Origin of the sequence: Vibrio sp. D401a (genome assembly GCF_030248515.1) — a bacterium.
Lineage (GTDB): Bacteria > Pseudomonadota > Gammaproteobacteria > Enterobacterales > Vibrionaceae > Vibrio > Vibrio rotiferianus.
This window is the reverse complement of sequence record NZ_JAHGAI010000022.1, coordinates 1-20,595: the sequence shown is the minus strand read 5'-3', so window position 1 is coordinate 20,595 and position 20,595 is coordinate 1. Positions and strand designations below refer to the sequence as shown.

At 45.8% G+C, this 20,595-nt stretch carries 13 protein-coding genes and 1 riboswitch; of the genes, 3 read left to right on the top strand and 10 right to left on the bottom strand.

What is annotated here, in order from left to right; all coding sequences use genetic code 11:
• Positions 1–29: 29 nt before the first annotated feature.
• The 5 genes from KIV41_RS10230 to KIV41_RS10210 form a co-directional block, all read right to left on the bottom strand.
• Entirely contained in the window at positions 30–5,684 is a 5,655-nt protein-coding gene (locus KIV41_RS10230) for an SslE/AcfD family lipoprotein zinc metalloprotease (RefSeq protein WP_373417599.1), read from the bottom strand.
• A gap of 211 nt (positions 5,685–5,895) precedes the next feature.
• Positions 5,896–7,455: a glycerol-3-phosphate dehydrogenase gene (gene glpD / locus KIV41_RS10225; protein WP_088881588.1), complete on the bottom strand. Its 1,560-nt coding sequence runs from the start codon at positions 7,453–7,455 to the stop codon at positions 5,896–5,898.
• A 179-nt stretch (positions 7,456–7,634) separates the two neighbouring features.
• On the bottom strand, positions 7,635–8,426 hold the full coding sequence (locus tag KIV41_RS10220) for a DeoR/GlpR family transcriptional regulator (protein WP_252041074.1): 792 nt from the start codon (positions 8,424–8,426) through the stop codon (positions 7,635–7,637).
• Between the two features lie 191 nt (positions 8,427–8,617).
• Positions 8,618–10,135, bottom strand: coding sequence for a glycerol kinase GlpK (gene glpK / locus KIV41_RS10215; protein ID WP_005436582.1), 1,518 nt, complete (start codon positions 10,133–10,135; stop codon positions 8,618–8,620).
• Positions 10,136–10,193: 58 nt separating this feature from the next.
• The gene (locus KIV41_RS10210) at positions 10,194–11,048 is read right to left on the bottom strand and encodes an MIP/aquaporin family protein (protein WP_005436583.1); all 855 of its coding nucleotides are present in this window, start codon (positions 11,046–11,048) and stop codon (positions 10,194–10,196) included.
• A gap of 869 nt (positions 11,049–11,917) precedes the next feature.
• On the opposite strand from KIV41_RS10210, the gene glpT reads away from it, so the two are divergent.
• A complete protein-coding gene (gene glpT, locus KIV41_RS10205; RefSeq protein ID WP_010449918.1) occupies positions 11,918–13,285 on the top strand; it encodes a glycerol-3-phosphate transporter in 1,368 nt (455 codons plus the stop codon).
• A 54-nt stretch (positions 13,286–13,339) separates the two neighbouring features.
• Complete coding sequence (gene glpQ, locus KIV41_RS10200) at positions 13,340–14,395, top strand: glycerophosphodiester phosphodiesterase (protein ID WP_285336286.1); 1,056 nt, start codon at positions 13,340–13,342, stop codon at positions 14,393–14,395.
• 157 nt (positions 14,396–14,552) lie between these two features.
• Here the strand turns inward: glpQ and dapD are convergent, their stop codons facing one another.
• The 5 genes from dapD to KIV41_RS10175 all read right to left on the bottom strand — a co-directional run bounded on the left by dapD (position 14,553) and on the right by KIV41_RS10175 (position 19,479).
• Positions 14,553–15,584, bottom strand: coding sequence for a 2,3,4,5-tetrahydropyridine-2,6-dicarboxylate N-succinyltransferase (dapD, locus tag KIV41_RS10195; RefSeq protein WP_285336284.1), 1,032 nt, complete (start codon positions 15,582–15,584; stop codon positions 14,553–14,555).
• A gap of 324 nt (positions 15,585–15,908) precedes the next feature.
• Positions 15,909–16,892, bottom strand: coding sequence for a GGGtGRT protein (locus KIV41_RS10190; RefSeq protein ID WP_285336282.1), 984 nt, complete (start codon positions 16,890–16,892; stop codon positions 15,909–15,911).
• Positions 16,893–16,915: 23 nt separating this feature from the next.
• On the bottom strand, positions 16,916–17,608 hold the full coding sequence (locus KIV41_RS10185; RefSeq protein ID WP_005386501.1) for an iron-sulfur cluster assembly scaffold protein: 693 nt from the start codon (positions 17,606–17,608) through the stop codon (positions 16,916–16,918).
• Between the two features lie 260 nt (positions 17,609–17,868).
• Positions 17,869–17,944: riboswitch (Fluoride riboswitch) on the bottom strand.
• 156 nt (positions 17,945–18,100) lie between these two features.
• On the bottom strand, positions 18,101–18,400 hold the full coding sequence (locus tag KIV41_RS10180) for a YebG family protein (RefSeq protein WP_005380208.1): 300 nt from the start codon (positions 18,398–18,400) through the stop codon (positions 18,101–18,103).
• A 161-nt stretch (positions 18,401–18,561) separates the two neighbouring features.
• Positions 18,562–19,479 carry a LysR substrate-binding domain-containing protein gene (locus KIV41_RS10175; RefSeq protein ID WP_285336280.1) on the bottom strand — a complete coding sequence of 306 codons (918 nt, stop codon included), beginning with the start codon at positions 19,477–19,479 and terminating at the stop codon, positions 18,562–18,564.
• Between the two features lie 112 nt (positions 19,480–19,591).
• Between KIV41_RS10175 and KIV41_RS10170 the strand changes: the two genes are divergently transcribed.
• Positions 19,592–20,566, top strand: coding sequence for a TDT family transporter (locus tag KIV41_RS10170; protein WP_045394071.1), 975 nt, complete (start codon positions 19,592–19,594; stop codon positions 20,564–20,566).
• Positions 20,567–20,595 lie beyond the last annotated feature (29 nt).

The following is a 20,595-nucleotide window of genomic DNA, read 5'->3' as shown; positions in this document are numbered from 1 at the left end:
TGGCCTCTTTCGAGGCCAAAACTATTGGATCAATGTACTACAGCATCAGGAAGGTGACTGATCGCTTGAGGTGGGGTTTCTGGTTTCGGTAGTTTAAGGCCAGCTAACATTGTTAGGGCTTTGCTACTGATTCCACCTGAGTATGTTTTGATTCCTTCAGGACTGGTACTTGATGTTTCACCAACATTCCAGAGAGTAAAGAAATCGCTCAAGTCGTGGTTAGCAACGTAAGAGCTACAAAGCATCATCAAGTCACCACCGCTAAGGCCAGTGGCTTGTGCACTACAGTAGTTCATACCTTCATCACCTTGTGAATCGCCACGGGATTTGCGGTGCATAAACTTAAACATGTTCCATCCTTGGTCATGATTGTAGATGCTTGGCTTTTCAGTTCCTGATGAATACCAATTGTCGATGATGAAGTTATCTTGAGCCCAGATTTTTAGCTGTCCGAACATAACCAAACGTAAACCCGCATCGCCATGGCTCCATGCATGACCGCTGTTTTGCTCCAACCAGTATGGGGCTTTTTGTATGTCAGCTTCGATACGAACCATTTTGCCATTGACTTGCTCTTGCATGTATAGGGCAAGCAAATTGTTAGTTACTTCAGTGCTACCAGCAGCTATAAATGGCGCTGAGGCTAAGTTGTGACCTACCTCATGCCACAGTAACCAACTAGCCAGAGGTTGTAATGGTATGTTCTCATTTTGGGCGTTAAAGCCACTGTTCATAACTGGATAACCTGAATGTGCAGCACCAATCGAGATCTGTACGTCATTGACGAATCGGTGGCGGAATTCAGCGAGATCTTCGTAGGTAAAACGTCGATGCTTGCCCTCAGTTGTTACTTCATCTCGACCATAGAAATCACTTGCAGCTTCAGCAAACTGATTCATTTCTTCACTGAACTTTACAAGATCCGCGTTGGTCAAGTTCTTAACGGCCGTTGTATAAATGAAGCTCCCCGTGTCCACTTCTGCGATTGGGGCGGTACTCTCTTCAATCGAGTGCACCCATTTCCCTTCTTTCCACCATGCCGCTTTTTGTACGCCATCGAAAGTGAATGTCGCTATTGCATTATCTGCAGAAGCAGAGCTTATTGGTTTAACCGTGATAAGCCCCCCGTAAGGAACGGTGAACTTGGTTAATACCCCATCGTGGGCAAAGTTCATTTGCATTCTAGGTGGACGATTTAGACGAGTCTCATGTTGAGGCTTACCTGTTAAATCATCGGCCATCATTACGGTGATGTTAGCTTGTACGCCGCCTGTCACAGTGACTTTTTGTAACTGTGGTGCCCAAAGTCCAGTTGATTGATTGTTTCCTGCTGAGAAGGTTACAGGGGAGCCCGCGGTTGCAATCTGAATTGAAACATTGGTTGCCTCTCCTGTACTTTGACCAGGGTACGCTGATGTATCCACTTTAATGTCGTAGTCCCAGAATGAGCGCCCGAGCATAATGCGAGTCAAAGGCTTTTCAGTATAGTTCAATGGGTAGCTAGGGTTCATTTGCCCTAATAGTTCACCTTCACCGTGAACCATCTTGTGCTCAATCAGTTGAGCCTTTAATGAGTCAGGACAAGCCCCACCGTTGCCATGTTTATTGTTTGTGTAGCAATTCAGGTAGTTGACTAGAGTTTCAAAACCGAGCTCATCTTGAACGTCCTGATCGTAAGCATAATCATTGTTGTTCCATAACCATACTGATAGGTTGTCATAGGTTTGGTTTAGCTCTGTGGTAGATAAACGAATACCTTTGTCGCCTTTAGTACGGTAGTAAAGTTCATGATCCATCAACGCTTGGATATTGGTGCCTAAGTTCGCAGCTTTCACCATGCTATCCACTACATCTGGGCTTATTTGGTAACGATCGAAGTCTTTTCGCCAATAGTTTCCACGTACAATGACACCATCACCTTTGCGAATTTCGATACAGTCGATTTCGTATTCGTAATCATGACTACAGATTGATGTACCTGGAAACGCATTTTGCAGTTCAGCAATCGCTGCTGCTGTTTCTTGCTCATTTTGTACAAAAATACGAGCATGCTTTGTTGCCATGATTGGTTGCCCAGATTCGTCTAGCATTGGTTTTCCATTGCTATCAAGTTTCTCTACTTGATATTGAGGAATTTCAAGGCTTGGCATATCGATTGGCGGAGCCCAAGTTATCGAGCCGTCATCATTGACTTGGTAAGGGCGTTTGCCATTGACATCAGGGAATCGCTCTAGTACGACCATGTCATAGCGGCTACGTACATGAAGGTTCGGATACATGCTTTGGCAGTAGTATGATGAACCACAGAAAGCTTGGTTAGTTGGCGTCACATTACTGCCACCAATAGACATACCAGCTGCATCGGCTAGACGTCCTAAAGGTTCAGGGTTTAGCTTTTCGTCGATGGCATCCATAAATATCACGCTGCCACCATCATTGATAAAGTGGATGAGGGCGGTGATATCTTCCTGAGTTAGGTTTGCTTGATCTAAATCCGCGATGTAGCGATGAGTCATGCCATCACCGAGAACTTTCGGTTGATAACCTTGAAGAATAAGCAATGGTGTTTCTGTGATAGAAAGCGCCTCAAAGCCACCTTTACTGATTTTATCGACTGCGTAAAACCCGTATTCTGGGCTAATAAAGAAGTCATATTGAGTGCCATGAGACACATTACTTCTTGCTGCCGCAGCTAGGTCGATATTGGTGGCAACACGAATGCCACCATTGTTTAACTCAGGTGCGAGCCATTGGAACAGATTACTGAAGAAGCGTTTCATGCTGCCATGATCGTTTCTTGGGTCATCGGATAAATCAACAGTGGTTGTACAAGAGTAAGCGGTACTGTCAATACGCAGTGCGTCGTTCGCCCAGTAGTTGTTTGGACAAGACAGGATACTTGGGTACAAGCTGTTGCCCATAAACACCACTTTGCCTAAGCCGATCTCTCCAGCTGTAACAAATGGAAAGCCGAAGGTGGCGTTGTCTTTTGAAACTTTAGGGATGGCTGGCATTTCAATGTCAGGCCAGTTTGCGATGTATGGCTTACCTTCTCGTGTCCAGGCTTGGGCTTCATCAAAAGCAATTTGTCGGTTAATGTCGGTGCGTGGCATGACAATTGGGAACGCACGGTTTGACATATTCAACATACGCATTCCGCGCGTGTAACCTGTTGCACCATAGAAACTGCTATTATCGTTGAAGACATGAAAAGTCGTGACGCCGTCAAAGATTGCTTTAAGTGAGTTGGTCACGTATTTATCATCATTCAGAGAAAAGACGACTGGCGATCGATTTGCGACAACTGATGTCTTTTTCAAAGATTGATCAATGAGCGCAGTAAGTCCCTGTTCAAATTGCTTTTCAAATTCATTAGGCAAGCTGAAAGAGGTACCTTCTAACTTTCCACCATTCGGTAGGGTAAGTTTGATCAGCTCATTGATGACGTTCGGGTATTGTGAGAATACGTCCCGTACTTGAGCATCAATCGTGATCTGTTCGCCACTTGCTTCGCCATAACGCTGCAATAAAGCTTGGATGTTCGCTTTTACTACAGGGTTTTCTGTCACATCGGCAAGTTGATAACTTACCTTGTTACCGATAACGGAGCCAAACTCAAAGGTATCAATGCCAAATGTGAGTGAATCCCCCCACAAATACTCAAATTCACCATTCGCATCTGTTACCCCCGTTGAGTGTGCGGAGAAATAGCTGATTCCCGCAATCGGCAGTCCATGAGCGTCAGTTAATGTACTGCGAGTTAATACTTGAGCCTCTACACTTGGCTGATATGTCAAACTGGCTTCTGCATTAGATGACACAAAGTCACTGTTCAAATCGTTATCACCACCAGATACCGCGGGAACCAAATTAGGATCTCGGTGTGAGCTCGGTGCTTTACCTACGTCGTCAGTAGACTCTTCACTTTTAGCGGCTAAAAACGCGCCTACGGTTTCGTCTGAATCGAGTGCAGCTGAGTTATAGATCCCGGCAATGTCGATGCTGTCCATCTTGTTAAGGCAGACCTGTTGTGACTCTGGACAAGAGGAGATCGACTCCAATACTTTCGCCGCATTATCACCTTTACCGATGACGTTGGTGAGCTCAAAGGCAATGGGAACTAATGCATCTGAGTTGAGGCTTTGGCTCTTGTGATCGGGAGCGATGAAGCTTCCGAGTTCTATTGAACTGGAATCGAGTGATTCTAAGTAACAAGTAAAGCTGTCACCTTCTGTCGTATTAAAGTGACCCTCTAAGAGTGATTGCCCGTTGCAACTCACATCGCCTTTTAATGGCTTGTTTGATGCTGTCAGACTAGCTTTGTAGAAGGTGACTTCCATACCTTCATCGGGGTTCACACACTCAGGTGCGGTGCTGTCTTCATCGCAGGATGCTGTCGGAAGATGAACCTGAGCAATAACGGTTGTCTTTGTGCTTAACTTCCCATCGCTGATCGTAACATCAAATTGATAATTGCCTTCATGCACCGGTGTTGGTGCGAAAGTAAGAACGCCTGATTGAGTGATCGAGACAAATTCTGGCGAGTTATCAAGTGAGAAGCTCAAACGGTCCCCATCTCGGTCAGATGCGATGACTTGGTATTCAAGCGTTTGATCGGTGAAAGCGGTGATCGGTGCTATTGATTGAACTATAGGAGCATTGTTGTCATTCCCTGGTTCATCTTGCTCACTAACGTGAATGGTTAGATTACGAGATGTGGTAAGTGAGCCGTCACTTACTAGTACCTGGCTATGATGACTTCCAGTATTTGAGTTGTTTAGTGGCTCTATATATAGCAGACCATTTTCTGAGATGGAGACAAAATCAGGCGCATCTTTTAAAGAGTAAGCCAGTGCATCACCATCTTTATCCGTCGCAAGAACTTGGTAAGTTGACTGTTGCAGAATTTGAGCTGTTAGCTCAGGGATAGGGTCAACCACCGGAGCATGATTTATCAAGTCTGGATCTACCGGTGTCATGCCTAAATGCACGGTTACTTGAGTATCAGCGGTTACGTCGAATGTGCCGTCACTGACTATCACTGCAAGCTCGTAAGTGCCAATATCAGCCGCAGTTGGCACGAAGTTCATAAGCCCTTGGCTATCAATCGATGCCCAAGAAGGTGCTTGGTTTAAAGAGAAGCTTAGTTGATCACCATTGTAGTCTTTAGCACTGACTTGATAGTTCGATGCGATATCTGCCTTAACATCGATTTGCGCATCAACGTTGAGCTCAGGAGCGAAGTTAGGTTGGAAACCGCTGTCATTATTACACTCTGGATCAGTCGTATCTTCAGGGCAAGATGCTGTTGGTTGAGCAAACACATTGAGCTGAATTTGGGTGGTTACCTTAGCTTTACCGTCTGAGACGCTGATAGAAAATTGATACTGGTCTTGGTCTGGTTCTTTTGGAGCAATAGTGACTAAGCCAAGTTTATCGACAGACACAAAATCGGGCGCATCGTTCAGTTGATAGCTCAGAGAATCACCGTCTCTATCGGAGGCAACAAGTTGGTAAGTTACCTTATGATCGACCAGCGCAGTAAGCACAGGAACTGACTCTACACTAGGTGGGTGATTCGACGAAGGCGGCTCTACTGAAGGAGGCTGACTACTCCCTGAGTCGCTAAAGCAACCAGTAAGCACCATAGATATGATGGTTGAAAGTATAAGTTTTTTAGGCATTTTTTATTTTAGTTATGAAGGAAAATGCGCATTCTATTCGAATTAGTTTAAATTAAAATATGCTAGACGGTATGTGTGGCTAAATTACAATTGTTCATACGATAAAAAACTTTTTACCAATCATATTTGTTTTTCAATCAATAACTTGAATCTAGTTGCTCACAATAGAAAAAGCCTGCGAGGTGCAGGCTTTGTATTAGGAGAGTCCAATTTAACTTACTTGTGAGAGGCTAACGACTTTTTGTTGCAGCTTCTCTTTTAGATATTCTGCCAGTACGATTTTCTCCTCTTCGTTCATGTATAAACCAAGTTTTGTACGACGCCATAAGATGTCTTCATCGGTTAGCGCCATTTCGTGATTCATCAAGTAATCAATTTCGCGTTGATATACGCCGCTTGCTTGCTCTGAGAAGCAGTGGCCAAGATCTTCTACGTTGTTAGTGCCTTCCATCAAATCCCAAGTTTGTGTACCAAACTGAGTCACATAGCGCAGCAACATCGCTTCTGATGCCCACGAGTATTTCGCATGAATCATCTTCGCCAGTTGCTCGCGGCTGCAACTGAAGTTACCGCCAGGAAGGGTTTGGTTTGCCGTCCAGTCTTTACCCATTTCAGGTAGGAACGGGGCAAGTTTCTTCATTGCCGCTTCACCAAGCTTACGGTATGTCGTGAGCTTGCCGCCGAACACTGAAAGCAAAGGTGCGTGGTCGTATTCAGCATCCAACTCTAGTGTGTAGTCACGTGTGATCGCTTGCGGTGAGTCAGACTCATCATCACACAGTGGGCGTACACCACTGTAAGTCCATACCACATCTTCGCGACTTAGCTGGTGGACAAAGTGTTGGTTAACGATATCGATCAAGTAATCGACTTCATCTTCGGAGATCGCGACTTCACGCGGATCGCCTTTGTATTCCACATCTGTGGTACCAATGATCGAGAACTTATCTAAGTAAGGGATCATAAATACGATGCGGTTATCTTTGTTTTGTAGGATGTAGGCTTGCGGCTCGTTGTGGATACGAGGAACAACGATGTGCGAGCCTTTGATCAAACGAATGTTGCGAGGGGAGGTTTGCTCTAATCCTTCATCAAAGAACTGTTTCACCCATGGACCAGCAGCGTTAACCAGAGCTTTCGCTTTACGTTCGAAACGTTGGTCTGTGGTGACGTCATGAATAGTGACATGCCAAATGCCGCCTTCACGGTGTGCTTTTTCTACGCGGCAGTAGTTGCGAACTTCTGCGTTATTCTCTTTTGCAGCCAGAACGTTAAGTAAGACTAAGCGCGCATCGTCTACCCAACAATCTGAGTATTCGAAACCAGTTTTCATTTCAGGTTTTAAAAGACCTGATTTTGCAAGGTTGACGGTTTTGCTGCCTGGCAGTGTGGTGCGTCTACCCAAATTATCGTAAAGGAACAAACCACAGCGGATCATCCAAGCTGGGCGTAAAAATGGACGATGAGGTAAACGGAAGCGCATTGGCAGAGCCACGTGTGGTGCTTTACGTAAGATCACTTCACGCTCAGCGAGCGCTTCCGAAACCAAACGAAATTCATAGTGTTCAAGGTAACGTAATCCGCCATGGATCAGTTTTGAACTTGCAGAAGAGGTTGCCGATGCGAAGTCGTTAGCTTCGTACAAACCGACGCTTAAACCACGGCCAGCAGCATCTGCAGCAATACCAGCCCCGTTAATGCCGCCACCGATCACGATCATGTCTAGAGTAGGGGATGAATTCGTCGTGGAAGCATTTTGTTGGATACTCATAAATTTGACCTCTTAGTGAGCGAACGAGCATTTTAGAACATGAGTTTATCCTAGCTTAGGTTTCGTTTGTGGTCATTGTTTATTTTCGTTTATGAGCGTTTTGTGTGATTTGGGCACAAAAAAACCTCTGCCTAATTAAGACAGAGGTCATTTATGCGCGTAAATAGTGAGTGTAAACGCTATTCGGTTATGGTTCTTTCCACTTGTGTATCAACCACTTCGAGCGGAACTGCTGCTTCTTTTAGAATCGCGAGAATCTCCTCTGGTGGTTGTTTGTTAGTAAATACCATGTTCAATTGCGCGATATTGCCCAGTTTCACCATCGCATTACGACCAAACTTCGAATGGTCAACCGCAAGGAAAACGCTGCGGCTGTTATCGATAATCGCCTGTTTAACGCGAACTTCGTGGTAATCAAAGTCCAGTAGTGAGCCATCAAAATCGATACCACTGATGCCTAAAATACCGAAGTCGAGGCGGAATTGTTTGACGAAATCGAGTGTCGCTTCACCAACAATGCCGCCATCTCGGTTGCGAACTTCACCGCCCGCTAAAATCACTTTGATTTCCGGGTTCGGTAAAAGAATGGTGGCAACATTAATGTTATTGGTCACGACGCGAAGCTGTTTGTGGTTTTTATTGAGCGCTCGAGCGACAGCTTCTGGGGTCGTGCCAATATCAATAAACAAAGTTGCGCCATCTGGAATGTGTTTTACGAGTTCTTCCGCAATGACATCTTTTTCATTGAAGTTAAGCGCTTTACGCGTGTTGTATGAGGTGTTCTCTGAACTGAGAGGAATGGTTGCACCACCGTGGTAGCGACGAATTTTGTTTTCATCTGCGAGGTCATTTAGGTCGCGGCGAATAGTTTGAGGACTAACATTAAATTTTTCTACCAGCTCATCCGTGCTGACATAGCCTTGTTTTTTCACCAACTCAACAATCTGTTGGTGTCTTGGTATTTGCTTCACTTAGCACTCCCTTGTGCACTGGTAATCGCCAATGCTTCAAAATCGAAAATAGAAACTTGCTCTATTGTGCTCGAATTAGCGCATTGTGAGAAGCTGTGGGAGTGTGGAATCCGCGATCGAACGCAAAAAAAGAGCGCCAATTAGGCGCTCTTTACGATTAATCAGGGGGAAAACTAATCGTTTATCAGAAATTAATCGTCTTCGTCGTGAAGCTCAGACCAGGTTTGAGCACACTTAACTGCGCGCTTCCAACCTTTGTAACGACGATTACGTTTCTCTTCATCATCATGTGGTTCGAATGTGCGATCGAGCACAGCTTTGTCTTGCAGTTCATCAATGCTATCCCAGAAACCAACCGCTAGGCCGGCTAGGTAGGCAGCACCCAAAGCGGTCACTTCGGTTACTTGAGGGCGGTGAACTTCGGTATTTAGAACATCAGATTGGAACTGCATTAAGAAGTTGTTCGCCACTGCGCCGCCATCTACACGAAGGTTCGCTAGTTTGATGCCCGAGTCTGCTTGCATTGCATCTAGCACATCACGAGTTTGGTAAGCGATGCCTTCCAAAGTTGCGCGGATAATGTGGTTAGAGTTTACGCCACGAGTTAGACCGACAATTGTACCGCGAGCGTAAGCATCCCAATATGGTGCGCCCAGACCAGTAAACGCAGGAACAACATAAACACCATTTGAAGTATCTACTTTGGTCGCAAAGTATTCTGAATCTTCAGCTCCAGCTAGAATCTTCATTTCATCACGTAGCCATTGAATTGAAGCGCCTCCCATGAACACTGCACCCTCAAGAGCGTAAGCTGGCTCGCCTTTTGGACCGCATGCTAGCGTAGTCAACAGACCATTTTTCGATGTGACCTTCTCTTGACCAGTGTTCATCAACAAGAAACAACCTGTACCGTAGGTGTTCTTCGCTTGTCCGGCTTCTACACACATCTGACCGTAAAGCGCGGCTTGTTGGTCACCTGCAATACCCGCGATTGGGATACGAGTACCGCCTTTACCACCAATGTTGGTTTGACCGTAGATTTCTGATGAGCGTTTGACTTCAGGCATCATCGACGCTGGGATACCCATCTCATCCAGCATTTTCTGATCCCAGCATAGGTCATTGATGTTGAAGAGCATGGTACGAGATGCGTTAGTGTAGTCCGTTACGTGAACGCGGCCTTGAGTCATCTTCCAAACCAACCAAGTGTCAACAGTACCGAACAGCAGTTTGCCTGCTTCAGCATCTTCGCGTGCGCCTTCAACATTATCTAGAATCCACTTCACTTTTGTGCCAGAGAAGTAAGGGTCTAGAACCAGACCGGTATTGTCGCGAACGTAATCTTCTAGTCCGCGCGCTTTTAATTCTTCACAAATATCGGCAGTACGGCGACATTGCCACACGATCGCGTTGTAAACCGGCTTGCCTGTTTCTTTGTTCCATACAATTGTGGTTTCACGTTGGTTGGTAATACCGATACCAACAAGTTGGTCGCTACGGATACCGGTTTTTGCAAGTGCTTCAACCAAAGTAGAGCTTTGAGTTGCCCAGATCTCCATTGGGTCATGTTCAACCCAACCAGCCTCTGGATAAATCTGAGTAAATTCTCGCTGAGCGACGCTTACTATATTCGCGTCATGATCCAGAATGACAGCACGAGAGCTTGTCGTGCCTTGGTCTAGGGCAACAATGTATTTTTGCTCAGTCATGGTAAGAATCCTTTTGTTTCGTTATTTATATTTTAGTAAATGTTCGAATGAGTTGGTTTTAAGCTTGAGCTTGTTCTGCTTCTTCTTCGGTCTCGCACTGGTTAGGGATAGTACAGCCATGACCTTGTTGTGGCAGATATGCAGCAATCGCTTTCGGGTACAACCAACCACCGAAGCAAGCACCTGCGATAGGAGCAAGAATTGGAACAATAAAGTATGGGATCTCACGAGCACCAGTCAGTGCGTAATCCCAGCCTGCAAAGTAAGCAAACAGTTTAGGGCCGAAGTCACGAGCAGGGTTCATCGCAAAGCCAGTCAGTGGGCCTAAAGAACCACCGATAACTGCAATGAGGATACCGATAAGTAATGGGTTCATCGCGCCGCGAGGTGCGCCGTTGTTCTCGTCACCAAGAGCAAGAATGGCAAACATTAGCACTGCAGTAATCACGAATTCCACAGCAAAAGCGCCAAAGAAAGAGAGAGAAGCATGTGGGTAAGTCGAGAAAATGCCCGCCGTCGCTAATGCGTCCTGGCTGCTACGAACGAAGTTGTGCGCGATTTCGTAATCCGTAAACAGGTTACTGTACAAGCTGTAAACCAAAGCGGCAGAGCAAAATGCACCGAGCATTTGCGCAATGATATAAGGCACAACTTTCGCCTTATCAAATCCATGGAACATCGCCAGTGCGATAGTTACGGCAGGGTTGATGTGTGCACCGGATACGCCCGCAGTACAGTAAATAGCGATGGCGACGCCAAAGCCCCATACAATACTGATTTCCCATTGACCAAATTGAGCCCCGGTCAAAACGAGTGCTGCGACACAGCCTACGCCAAAAAAGATAAGTAATCCTGTACCGATAAACTCGGCCAAACATTCTCCGAGCAGTGAGGGGTGTTTGTTCGTTGTCATGTTAAGAGTCCTTTAATATTTATGCTTATCTAGCACGGTTCTATTGTGCATATATAAACGTTTGCGAAAACAAACGAGCGTCAAAAGTGAGCGTTTGAGCATAAATTTGTTAATCAAACTCTTCGTTTTTGTTAATTGACGCATCTTTTGCTCAAAAAGGAAACTCGATAAAACGAATTATGGTCTTCAATTTTGCTTTGATGGACTAAAACTACCGATGTGAAAATCAATGCACAAACTGGTAAGAGGAGTTTTGTGAACCTGCTTCGCGAGTGGTGGGAAAATACTCAGATTATTGGTCGAAAACTAACCCTAAAGAGCTAGCTAACACTAATGGTGATAAGGGATTGCTGATATTCATTCGCTCGTTGCCCAGAGCTGCGTCATCACTAAGAGCGAAGACGTTTATCCGTGGTTGATAAACCGTCTTTTACTCGGAGATTCGCTTTGAATGCACTTTGGGAGTGGTTGGTTGATACCGGTCCTAATTGTTAACGCCATGACATTGTTGCAACACGCCATATTGAGGCTTTCTAACTTAAATCACGTGTTTAATCTCTTCCTCCTTTACCTATTATCCATTTATGTGGTCATTTGAGCACTTGGTTTGCTTAAGTTCGCGGTGATTTTGTTCGTTTGCGCACTTCATGCTCTATATAAACAGTAACGGAATATGGGGGAAATGGAAGCGCTGTCCAATTAAATGCTTCTAGTTTACTGTATTTACTGAAATTTAATTCTTATGCAACATTTGTCACAGAAATAAAAATCGAATTTCATAAAATGCATTCACTTTCGAACGAAACTCCTTTTTGCTCGTTCGCGATTTTATACTCCCTACCATCGCTCACATTATTAATGAGGTTCCTATGTTTGGAATATTCAAACCTAAGGCGCACATCGATCGTTTATCGTCCGATAAGATCGATGGCACTTATTCCCGCTTACGTTGGCAACTCTTTATCGGCATCTTTGTTGGTTACGCTGGCTACTACCTAGTTCGTAAAAACTTTAGCTTGGCGATGCCTTATCTTATTGAACAAGGTTTTAGTCGTGGTGACTTAGGTGTTGCCTTAGCTGCGGTATCTATTGCTTACGGTTTATCAAAATTCTTAATGGGCAGTGTTTCTGACCGCTCAAACCCTCGTTACTTTTTAAGTGGCGGTCTATTAATGTCAGCGCTTGTGATGTTCTGCTTCGGCTTTATGCCTTGGGCTACTGGCAGCATTACAGCGATGTTTATTCTATTGTTCCTAAACGGTTGGTTCCAAGGTATGGGGTGGCCTGCCTGTGGTCGAACCATGGTTCACTGGTGGTCGCGCAAAGAGCGTGGCGAGATAGTGTCGGTTTGGAACGTGGCACATAACGTGGGTGGTGGTTTGATTGGTCCGCTGTTCATCCTTGGTCTTTGGGCATTCAACGACGATTGGCGCACCGCTTTCTATGTTCCTGCATTTTTTGCCACGCTCGTAGCTGTCTTTATTTGGTTCACCGTAAGAGATACACCGCAGTCTTGTGGTCTTCCGCCAATTGAAGAGTATAAAGACGATTACCCTGACGATTACGACAAATCACACGAAAAAGAAATGACGGCGAAGGAAATTTTCTTCAAGTATGTCTTTTCTAATAAGTTGTTGTGGTCAATTGCGATTGCGAACGCGTTTGTTTACCTGATCCGCTACGGTGTGCTGGACTGGGCGCCGGTATACCTTAAAGAAGCGAAGGACTTCTCGGTTGATAAATCTTCTTGGGCTTACTTCCTATACGAGTGGGCGGGAATCCCAGGTACGCTATTGTGTGGTTGGATTTCAGACAAGCTGTTTAAAGGTCGTCGTGCTCCTGCCGGTATTCTATTTATGGCGTTAGTAACCGTAGCTGTGCTGGTTTACTGGTTCAATCCAGCAGGTAACCCAGCAGTCGATATGATGGCGCTGGTTGCAATCGGCTTCTTGATTTACGGTCCGGTAATGTTGATTGGTTTGTATGCTCTAGAGCTTGCTCCTAAGAAAGCGGCGGGTACGGCTGCAGGTCTAACTGGCTTATTTGGTTACTTGGGCGGTGCGGTAGCGGCAAACGCGATTCTTGGCTACACGGTAGACCACTTTGGCTGGGATGGCGGTTTTATCATCCTCGTGGGTTCATGTATCACGTCTATCGTTTGTTTGACTTACGCATTTCTTGGCGAGCGCGCTCACCATGAACAAAAAGCGCGTGAGAAAGAAGCTTTGGCGTCATAAAACCTTAAAGGGGCAGTGGAATACTGCCCCTTCAAATAAGTTAAGGAAATAACAATGAAAACAACGTCAGTTTGCATGACGGTTCTCGCTCTGAGCATCTCCGCTGGAGCAATTGCACAACCGCTTGTTATCGCGCACCGTGGCGCATCGGGTTATCTACCAGAACATACTTTAGAAGCAAAAGCGTTGGCGTACGCGATGAAACCAGATTACATCGAGCAAGATGTGGTGATGACTAAAGACGATCAATTGGTCGTGCTGCATGACCACTATCTCGATCGCGTGACCGATGTGGCAGAGCGATTCCCAGACCGTGCTCGTAAAGATGGCCGTTACTACGCGATTGATTTCACGTTGGCTGAAATCAAATCATTGCGAGTCACTGAAGGCTTTAACATTGATGATAAAGGTAACAAGGTTGCTGGCTATCCGACACGATTCCCAATGTGGAAATCAGACTTCACCGTACCTACTTTTGCTGAAGAGATTGAGCTGATCCAAGGCTTAAACAAAACGCTGGGTTATGACATCGGTATTTACCCGGAAATCAAAGCGCCGTGGTTCCATCGCCATGAAGGTAAAGACATCTCAAAAGCGGTGCTTAAAGTTTTAAAACAGTACGGTTATGATTCGCAAGACGACAAAGTATACCTTCAGTGTTTCGATGCCAATGAACTCCAGCGCATCAACAGTGAACTCATGCCTGCGATGGACATGGATTTAAAGCTCGTTCAGCTCATGGCTTACACCGATTGGAATGAGACTATGGAGTACAAAGGCGACAAGGCAACACCATACAGTTATGACTGGATGTTTGAAACCAATGGTATGAAGAAGGTCGCGGAATATGCGGAAGGGATCGGGCCTTGGAAGCCAATGTTGGTGGATGACAAATCAACCAAGGATAACATCATCATCAAACCTTTGATGAAAGCGGCAAAAGACGCAGGCTTGCAAGTGCACCCTTACACTTTCCGAGCGGACCCTGGGCGTATTCCAACGTACACAGACAGCTTCGATGGCATGATGGATGTCTTCTACAATCAAGTGAAAGTGGATGGTTTGTTTACTGACTTCCCAGATAAAGCGGTGAACTTTCTAAACAAGTAAACGTCAGGAATCCACATTCTCTGAAAAGCAGAGTATTTGAATCACTCAGGATTACGTCACACGCCATGTCGTAACAATGTGCTCTTTATCGGGCATAAAAAAATCCCCCAACAGTTTCCTGCTGGGGGATTTTTCGTAGGGCTAATTCACGAATGAATTAGTTGTTTTTATGCAGTTCGCTGTTCAGTTCAACCGCGCTCTTGTTTGCAAGACACTCGATTTGACCTGTTACAGAGTTACGACGGAACAGTAGGTCAGAAACACCAGCAAGATCGCGTGCTTTCACTACTTCTACTTCTTGGCCAGCAGAATCTAGCATGCGTACTTTAGAACCAGCAGTTACGTATAGACCTGATTCGATAGTACAACGGTCACCCATTGGGAAACCAAGACCTGCGTTCGCGCCTAGTAGCGAGTTTTCACCGATAGAAACCACAACTTTACCGCCGCCAGATAGCGTACCCATGATAGATGCGCCGCCGCCGATGTCAGAGCCATTACCAACCACTACGCCAGCAGAGATACGACCTTCAACCATGCTCACGCCAGTTGTACCTGCGTTGAAGTTGATGAAGCCTTCGTGCATTACCGTTGTGCCTTCGCCAACGTGTGCGCCAAGACGTACGCGAGAAGTGTCAGCGATACGAACGCCAGTTGGTACCACGTAGTCCACCATTTTAGGGAACTTGTCTACGCAATCTACGCTTAGTGTACGACCCGCTAGGCGAGCTTCGATTTGACGCTCTGCTAGTTCAGGTAGATCGATTGGACCTTCGTTAGTCCATGCGATGTTGTGTAGTAGACCGAAGATGCCGTCTAGTACCGTACCGTGTGGTTGAACTAGGCGGTTAGAGATAAGTTGAAGTTTTAGGAAACCTTCAGCAACGCTTTGTGGCTGCTCGTCAGTTGCAAGGATAACCAGTACAAGTGGTTGTGCTGATTCTGCTGCTTTTGCTGCGAAAGATGCGTTTGCCGCATCGCCGTTTGCTTCAAATGCTGCTGCCAGTTCTGCGCTTTGTGCTGCAGAGATCTCGATAGCTTGGTTGCCTTGTTCGTAACCTGCTACTGCTGCTAGTGCGTTAACAAGCGCTTCGCTTGGGTTAAGAACTGGGCTTGGGAAAAACGCTTCGATGATTTTGCCGTCGCGGTTTTTAGTTGCCGTACCAAAGGCTAGAGAGAAGAAAGCCATAGTTGATCTCCATGTGTTGAGTCTTGTGTCTCGTCTGTTCACTGACAAGAAATAATTAAGTTGTCAGTCATCATAAAGAGAGTGTTCGGGAGTTTAAAGAGGGGAAATGGAGAAAGTCTGTAGATGGATACCTTTTGTCTTTTTAGAGATATGTTTGTCTGATGAGAAATGTGTCGCAAAAGCCTTATCAGACCGATTTTGGGCAGAGACACAGTGAAGTTGGAGAAGGGCGCATCGCAAAAAATAAGGGGAGGACCGAAGTCACTCCCCCTACACTGGGTTTGTTGGATTTACTGGCTTTGGATAGTAAAGCGATAAATCGATTTAGAGGCTTAGCTCACCGACCTCTACTGCAAGTGCAACCGTTGCCCCTACCATTGGATTGTTGCCCATACCGATGAAGCCCATCATCGCTACGTGTGCGGGTACTGAAGAGCTACCCGCGAACTGAGCATCAGCGTGCATGCGACCCATGGTATCGGTCATACCGTAAGAAGCAGGACCTGCCGCCACGTTATCTGGGTGTAGAGTACGACCAGTACCACCGCCTGATGCCACAGAGAAGTAAGGCATGCCTTCACGGTTACGTTCTGCTTTGTAGATGCCTGCTACTGGGTGTTGGAAGCGAGTCGGGTTGGTTGAGTTACCAGTGATGCTCATATCCACTTGTTCTTTATGCATGATAGCCACGCCTTCACGTACATCGTCTGCACCGTAGCAAAGGATCTCACCACGTGGACCTTGGGAGAAACGGCGACGTTCTACTTCCACTAACTCACCAGTTTGGTAGTTGTATTGAGTGCGTACGTAAGTGAAACCATTGATGCGTGAGATTAGGTAAGCGGCGTCTTTACCTAAACCATTCAGGATCACTTTCAACGGATTTTTGCGTGATTTGTTCACGTTCAATGCGATTTTGATTGCGCCTTCTGCCGCTGCGAATGACTCATGACCGGCAAGGAAAGCGAAACAGCCACTTTCTTCATTCAATAGACGAGCCGCCAATGCACCGTGACCGATACCCACTTGGCGTTGCTCTGCCACGCTGCCGGGTTTAGTGCACGCCTGAAGACCTTCACCGATGATGTTTGCTGCTTCTTCTGCTGTTTTTGCTCCGCGGAAAATCGCCAAAGCGGTGCCCAGTGTGTAGGCATCTGCCGCGCTTTCAAACGCGATAGGTTGAGTGTCCATCACCAATGCTTTTGGGTCGATACCACGATCCATACAGTATTGATAAGCAGCTTCCAGAGAAGAAAGTTGCATTTCGTCTAATGTGCGACGTACAGATTCAGTAATTGGAGTGTTCATAATATCTTTCCTCTTGGTGGCAATTATTGTTGGCGTGGGTTAATGGTCGTTACGGCTTCGTCAAAACGACCGTAAGTGCCCGTTGCTTTGTCTGCGGCTTCTGCAGCAGATACGCCTTCGTTGATGGCTTTCATCATCTTGCCGAGATTGAGATATTGGTAACCAATCACTTCTTTGTTTTCGTCTAATGCGAGTTTTGTTACGTAGCCTTCAGCCAGCTCCATGTAACGCACGCCTTTTGCTTTGGTTGAGTAGCTAGTACCCACTTGGCTGCGTTGAGTTTGACCAAGGTCTTCCAGTGCCGCACCAATTTCCAAGCCGCCTTCAGAGAAAGCAGATTGAGTACGACCGTAAACAAATTGAAGGAAGATTTCGCGCATCGCGACGTTGATAGCATCACACACTAAGTCAGTGTTGAGTGCTTCAAGAATGGTTTTACCGGTTAGGATTTCTGCGGCCATTGCTGCAGATTGAGTCATGCCTGAACAGCCGATCGTTTCGATCAAAGCTTCTTCGATGATGCCGTTTTTGACGTTAAGGGTCAGTTTTGCTGCACCTTGTTGAGGAGCACAAGCACCAACGCCGTGGCTAAGACCGGAAATCGCGATAACGTCTTTTGGATTGATCATTGCGCCTTCAACAGGGATCGGTGCAGAAGCATGAAGATCGCCGCGTTGAATCGGGCACATTGATTGGATTTCGTGTGAGTATTGCATAATGTTTTCCCAGTGTACGATATCCAGCATATTGGTCAGACTCAACGGCGTTGACTGCTCTTATTCGCTCCATCAAATAGAAAAACTATGTTCAGGAGGCTTACGCGTTTGTCGCCTTGTTGAGTTAACAACTATTTTGGATATCTTTTTAATTTTTGAGAAAACAGGAGCGGGGTTGGAGAAGAGTTGAATTGCTCACTACAGAACTCTTACTTTTACACTAGAGGCAAAAGTACTTCCAACAGGGCTTACCTGTTCTCGTTTCTGTAGGAGTCATCAGCTTTAAAAGCGGTTTGAATCTTTCGATTCCGGTGGTACCCCATCACCGTACCCATTTAGATTAGATCTAAGTCACACTAATCTGCAACATGAAATTTAGAGCAATTTGGGATATTAAATCGGTTCTTTATATTCTCAGAGATATATGACGACAAACGGAAGGCATAAAAAAACGCCGCATGGCGCGACGTTATTTTGAAACAAATGAGAGGCTTATGCAGCGTCTTCTTGCTCGCTATCTTCTTCAACAGCTTCAAGCTTCTTTGCTTTTTTTGGTGCAGGTTTACGTTTTGCACCCAGAGCGTAAAGCACTTCTTCTTTGTTCTGCGCAAGGAACATTGCAAGATCTTCTTGCTTGCCTTCGTCTTCTAGAAGTTCACTTTTACCTAGCAGTGAGAATAACTCGTCCGCCATATCCAGCATTTTGTCGTATGCGTCAGCTTCCGCTTTAGAGGTAAAAGTCATTTTCTCTTCTCCATTGCGTTCTACCACGTACTTGACGATTACAGCCATGGTGTTGGTCCTCTAACTTGATTAATTTATACTGGCTTTTTATACAGTTTTTGACCAGTTAAGTCTAGCGACAAGCCTAAGAATGAGAGCCGTGTACAACTAAGTGACCAGCATTTGAACTATCTGCCTTGAACTATCTCCCGTGAACGACCCATCTCGAACTAGCCATCTTTAAGATGTGGGTTCTCTGGTCGCTCCCAATCTTGGCAGAATTCAATGAATGTACGCAGGAGCGGGTTTTGATACTTCTCTTTGTGGATCAAAAGCCAGAAGCGACGCTTCATATCCAGCGGCATGTTGAGCATTTTCACACGACCATCGCGAATTGCAGGTTCTGCAGATAGGCGCGATAAACAACCTAACCCCAGCCCCGCAGATACCGAATTGATCAGCGCTTCTGTTGTATTGAGCTGAAAAGCCTCATGCCAGTGTTCTAGACGCGGAGCGATGGCGCGCATAAAAAACTCTCTCGAACCAGAGCCAGCCTCACGCAAGATCCATTCGGTGTCTTCAAGTTCGTTGAGACTGATTGGTCCCTCATCGAAGTTAGGGTAATCCGGTGGACAAATCACACACATTTCATCTTCACTGAATTGCGTTGACTCCAGCTCTGGGTGTATGGTCTTGCCCTCAATGAGTGCGATATCGAGCTCGTAGGCGATCAACATGTCACAAATCTGTGCTGAGTTAGAGATGAACAAACTCTGTGACTGATGATTGGTATCCTGACGGAAATCACTAAGCAGATAAGGCGCGACTTGGTTGCCAATGGTGTCACTGGCACCGATACGTAAAAGACCCGATAGGGTTTGATCGCCATCGAACACACTCTCAATATCCCGAGCTCGGTTGAGGAGTTCATCCGCGAGGGGCAAAAGCTTTTGTCCTTCTTGGTTGAGAATTAAGCGGTTGTTCACCCGGTCAAATAGGTGATGTCCGATTTGTTTCTCTAACTCAGACAGCGCCATACTTACCGCTGCTTTCGAAAGAAACAGGCTTTCTGAAGCCGCTGTCAGCGTTTTGTGCTGAGTGATCGTAGTAAAAACTTTCAGTTGTTTAAGAGAGATATGACTAGGCATGATATTCCGTTAAGTAAATCTGAACGTTAGTTTTAAATAATTAGATATATTAGAACGAAGTGCAAGAGTAATATACACCCCATAGAAAGTTAGCCTAGATTTTGAGGTCGTAATGATTCAAAGAACAAAAGCAAAAGTAATGGGAGCACCAACCCCAATGGCGGGTCTGGCTCTTGGTATTGCGAGCTTGGGTTGGAGTTGGGAAAACTTCGCCGAATTACATGGCTATGGACAGTGGATTAGCGCAGGTATTGCAAGTGTATTGCTAGCAATCTTGGCGGTTAAATTTCTTTTTCACAATCACTTGTTAAGACAAGATCTTGCGCACCCTGTGGTGGGTAGTGTCGTTCCAACTTTCGCAATGGGAACTATGGTGGTTTCAAACTCACTAGGGCATTTCTTCTCTGTTGCAGGTGACGTGCTTTGGTTAGTGGCGGTAGCTTTACATATCGTGTTCCTTGCGAGCTTTTTATACCACCGTGCGAAAGACTTCGAGCTACACCACATGGTGCCAAGCTGGTTCGTACCACCTGTGGGTATCATCGTTGCCGATGTGTCTTTCTCTGGTAATCCAGTGCTTGCACCAATTGCGCATGGTGCTTTGGTATTCGGTATGGTTGCGTATGCCGTGATGTTACCAATCATGATCTACCGTTTCATGTTCACCCATGAAATTCCAGATGCAGCAAAACCAACCATGGCAATCTTGGCTGCTCCAGCAAGCCTATCGCTGGCAGGTTATCTAACCGTAACCGCAACGCCTTCACCAGTGATTATTGCTCTATTGTTTGGTATCGCAGTATTGATGACAGCCATCATCTACTTAGCCTTCTTTAAACTGCTAAGACTACCATTTAGTCCAGGCTATGCAGCGTTTACCTTCCCAATGGTGATTGGTGCGACAGCTCTATTCAAAACTGCAAATTGGATGGAAGCAAATGGCCTAGCAGCGCACTATGTACAACAAGTTCGTGGTCTAGCTGGCATTGAGTTGATAGTGGCGACAATAGTAGTGACTTACGTAGCATTGCAATACATTAATAATTTGCTGATTCAACCACGCTTAGTGGCAGCACATCATGCATAAATAAAATATGCATGACCCGTCCTGATATG

What these genes read in the sequence shown, in the direction of transcription:
- glpD (WP_088881588.1), bottom strand. Translation starts at nt 7,455, where the DNA reads ATGAGTATCCAACAAAATGCTTCCACGACGAATTCATCCCCTACTCTA.
- KIV41_RS10175 (WP_285336280.1), bottom strand. Translation starts at nt 19,479, where the DNA reads ATGCCTAGTCATATCTCTCTTAAACAACTGAAAGTTTTTACTACGATC.
- glpK (WP_005436582.1), bottom strand. Translation starts at nt 10,135, where the DNA reads ATGACTGAGCAAAAATACATTGTTGCCCTAGACCAAGGCACGACAAGC.
- dapD (WP_285336284.1), bottom strand. Translation starts at nt 15,584, where the DNA reads ATGGCTTTCTTCTCTCTAGCCTTTGGTACGGCAACTAAAAACCGCGAC.
- KIV41_RS10230 (WP_373417599.1), bottom strand. Translation starts at nt 5,684, where the DNA reads ATGCCTAAAAAACTTATACTTTCAACCATCATATCTATGGTGCTTACT.
- glpQ (WP_285336286.1), top strand. Translation starts at nt 13,340, where the DNA reads ATGAAAACAACGTCAGTTTGCATGACGGTTCTCGCTCTGAGCATCTCC.
- KIV41_RS10185 (WP_005386501.1), bottom strand. Translation starts at nt 17,608, where the DNA reads ATGCAATACTCACACGAAATCCAATCAATGTGCCCGATTCAACGCGGC.
- KIV41_RS10180 (WP_005380208.1), bottom strand. Translation starts at nt 18,400, where the DNA reads ATGGCTGTAATCGTCAAGTACGTGGTAGAACGCAATGGAGAAGAGAAA.
- KIV41_RS10190 (WP_285336282.1), bottom strand. Translation starts at nt 16,892, where the DNA reads ATGAACACTCCAATTACTGAATCTGTACGTCGCACATTAGACGAAATG.
- KIV41_RS10170 (WP_045394071.1), top strand. Translation starts at nt 19,592, where the DNA reads ATGATTCAAAGAACAAAAGCAAAAGTAATGGGAGCACCAACCCCAATG.
- KIV41_RS10210 (WP_005436583.1), bottom strand. Translation starts at nt 11,048, where the DNA reads ATGACAACGAACAAACACCCCTCACTGCTCGGAGAATGTTTGGCCGAG.
- glpT (WP_010449918.1), top strand. Translation starts at nt 11,918, where the DNA reads ATGTTTGGAATATTCAAACCTAAGGCGCACATCGATCGTTTATCGTCC.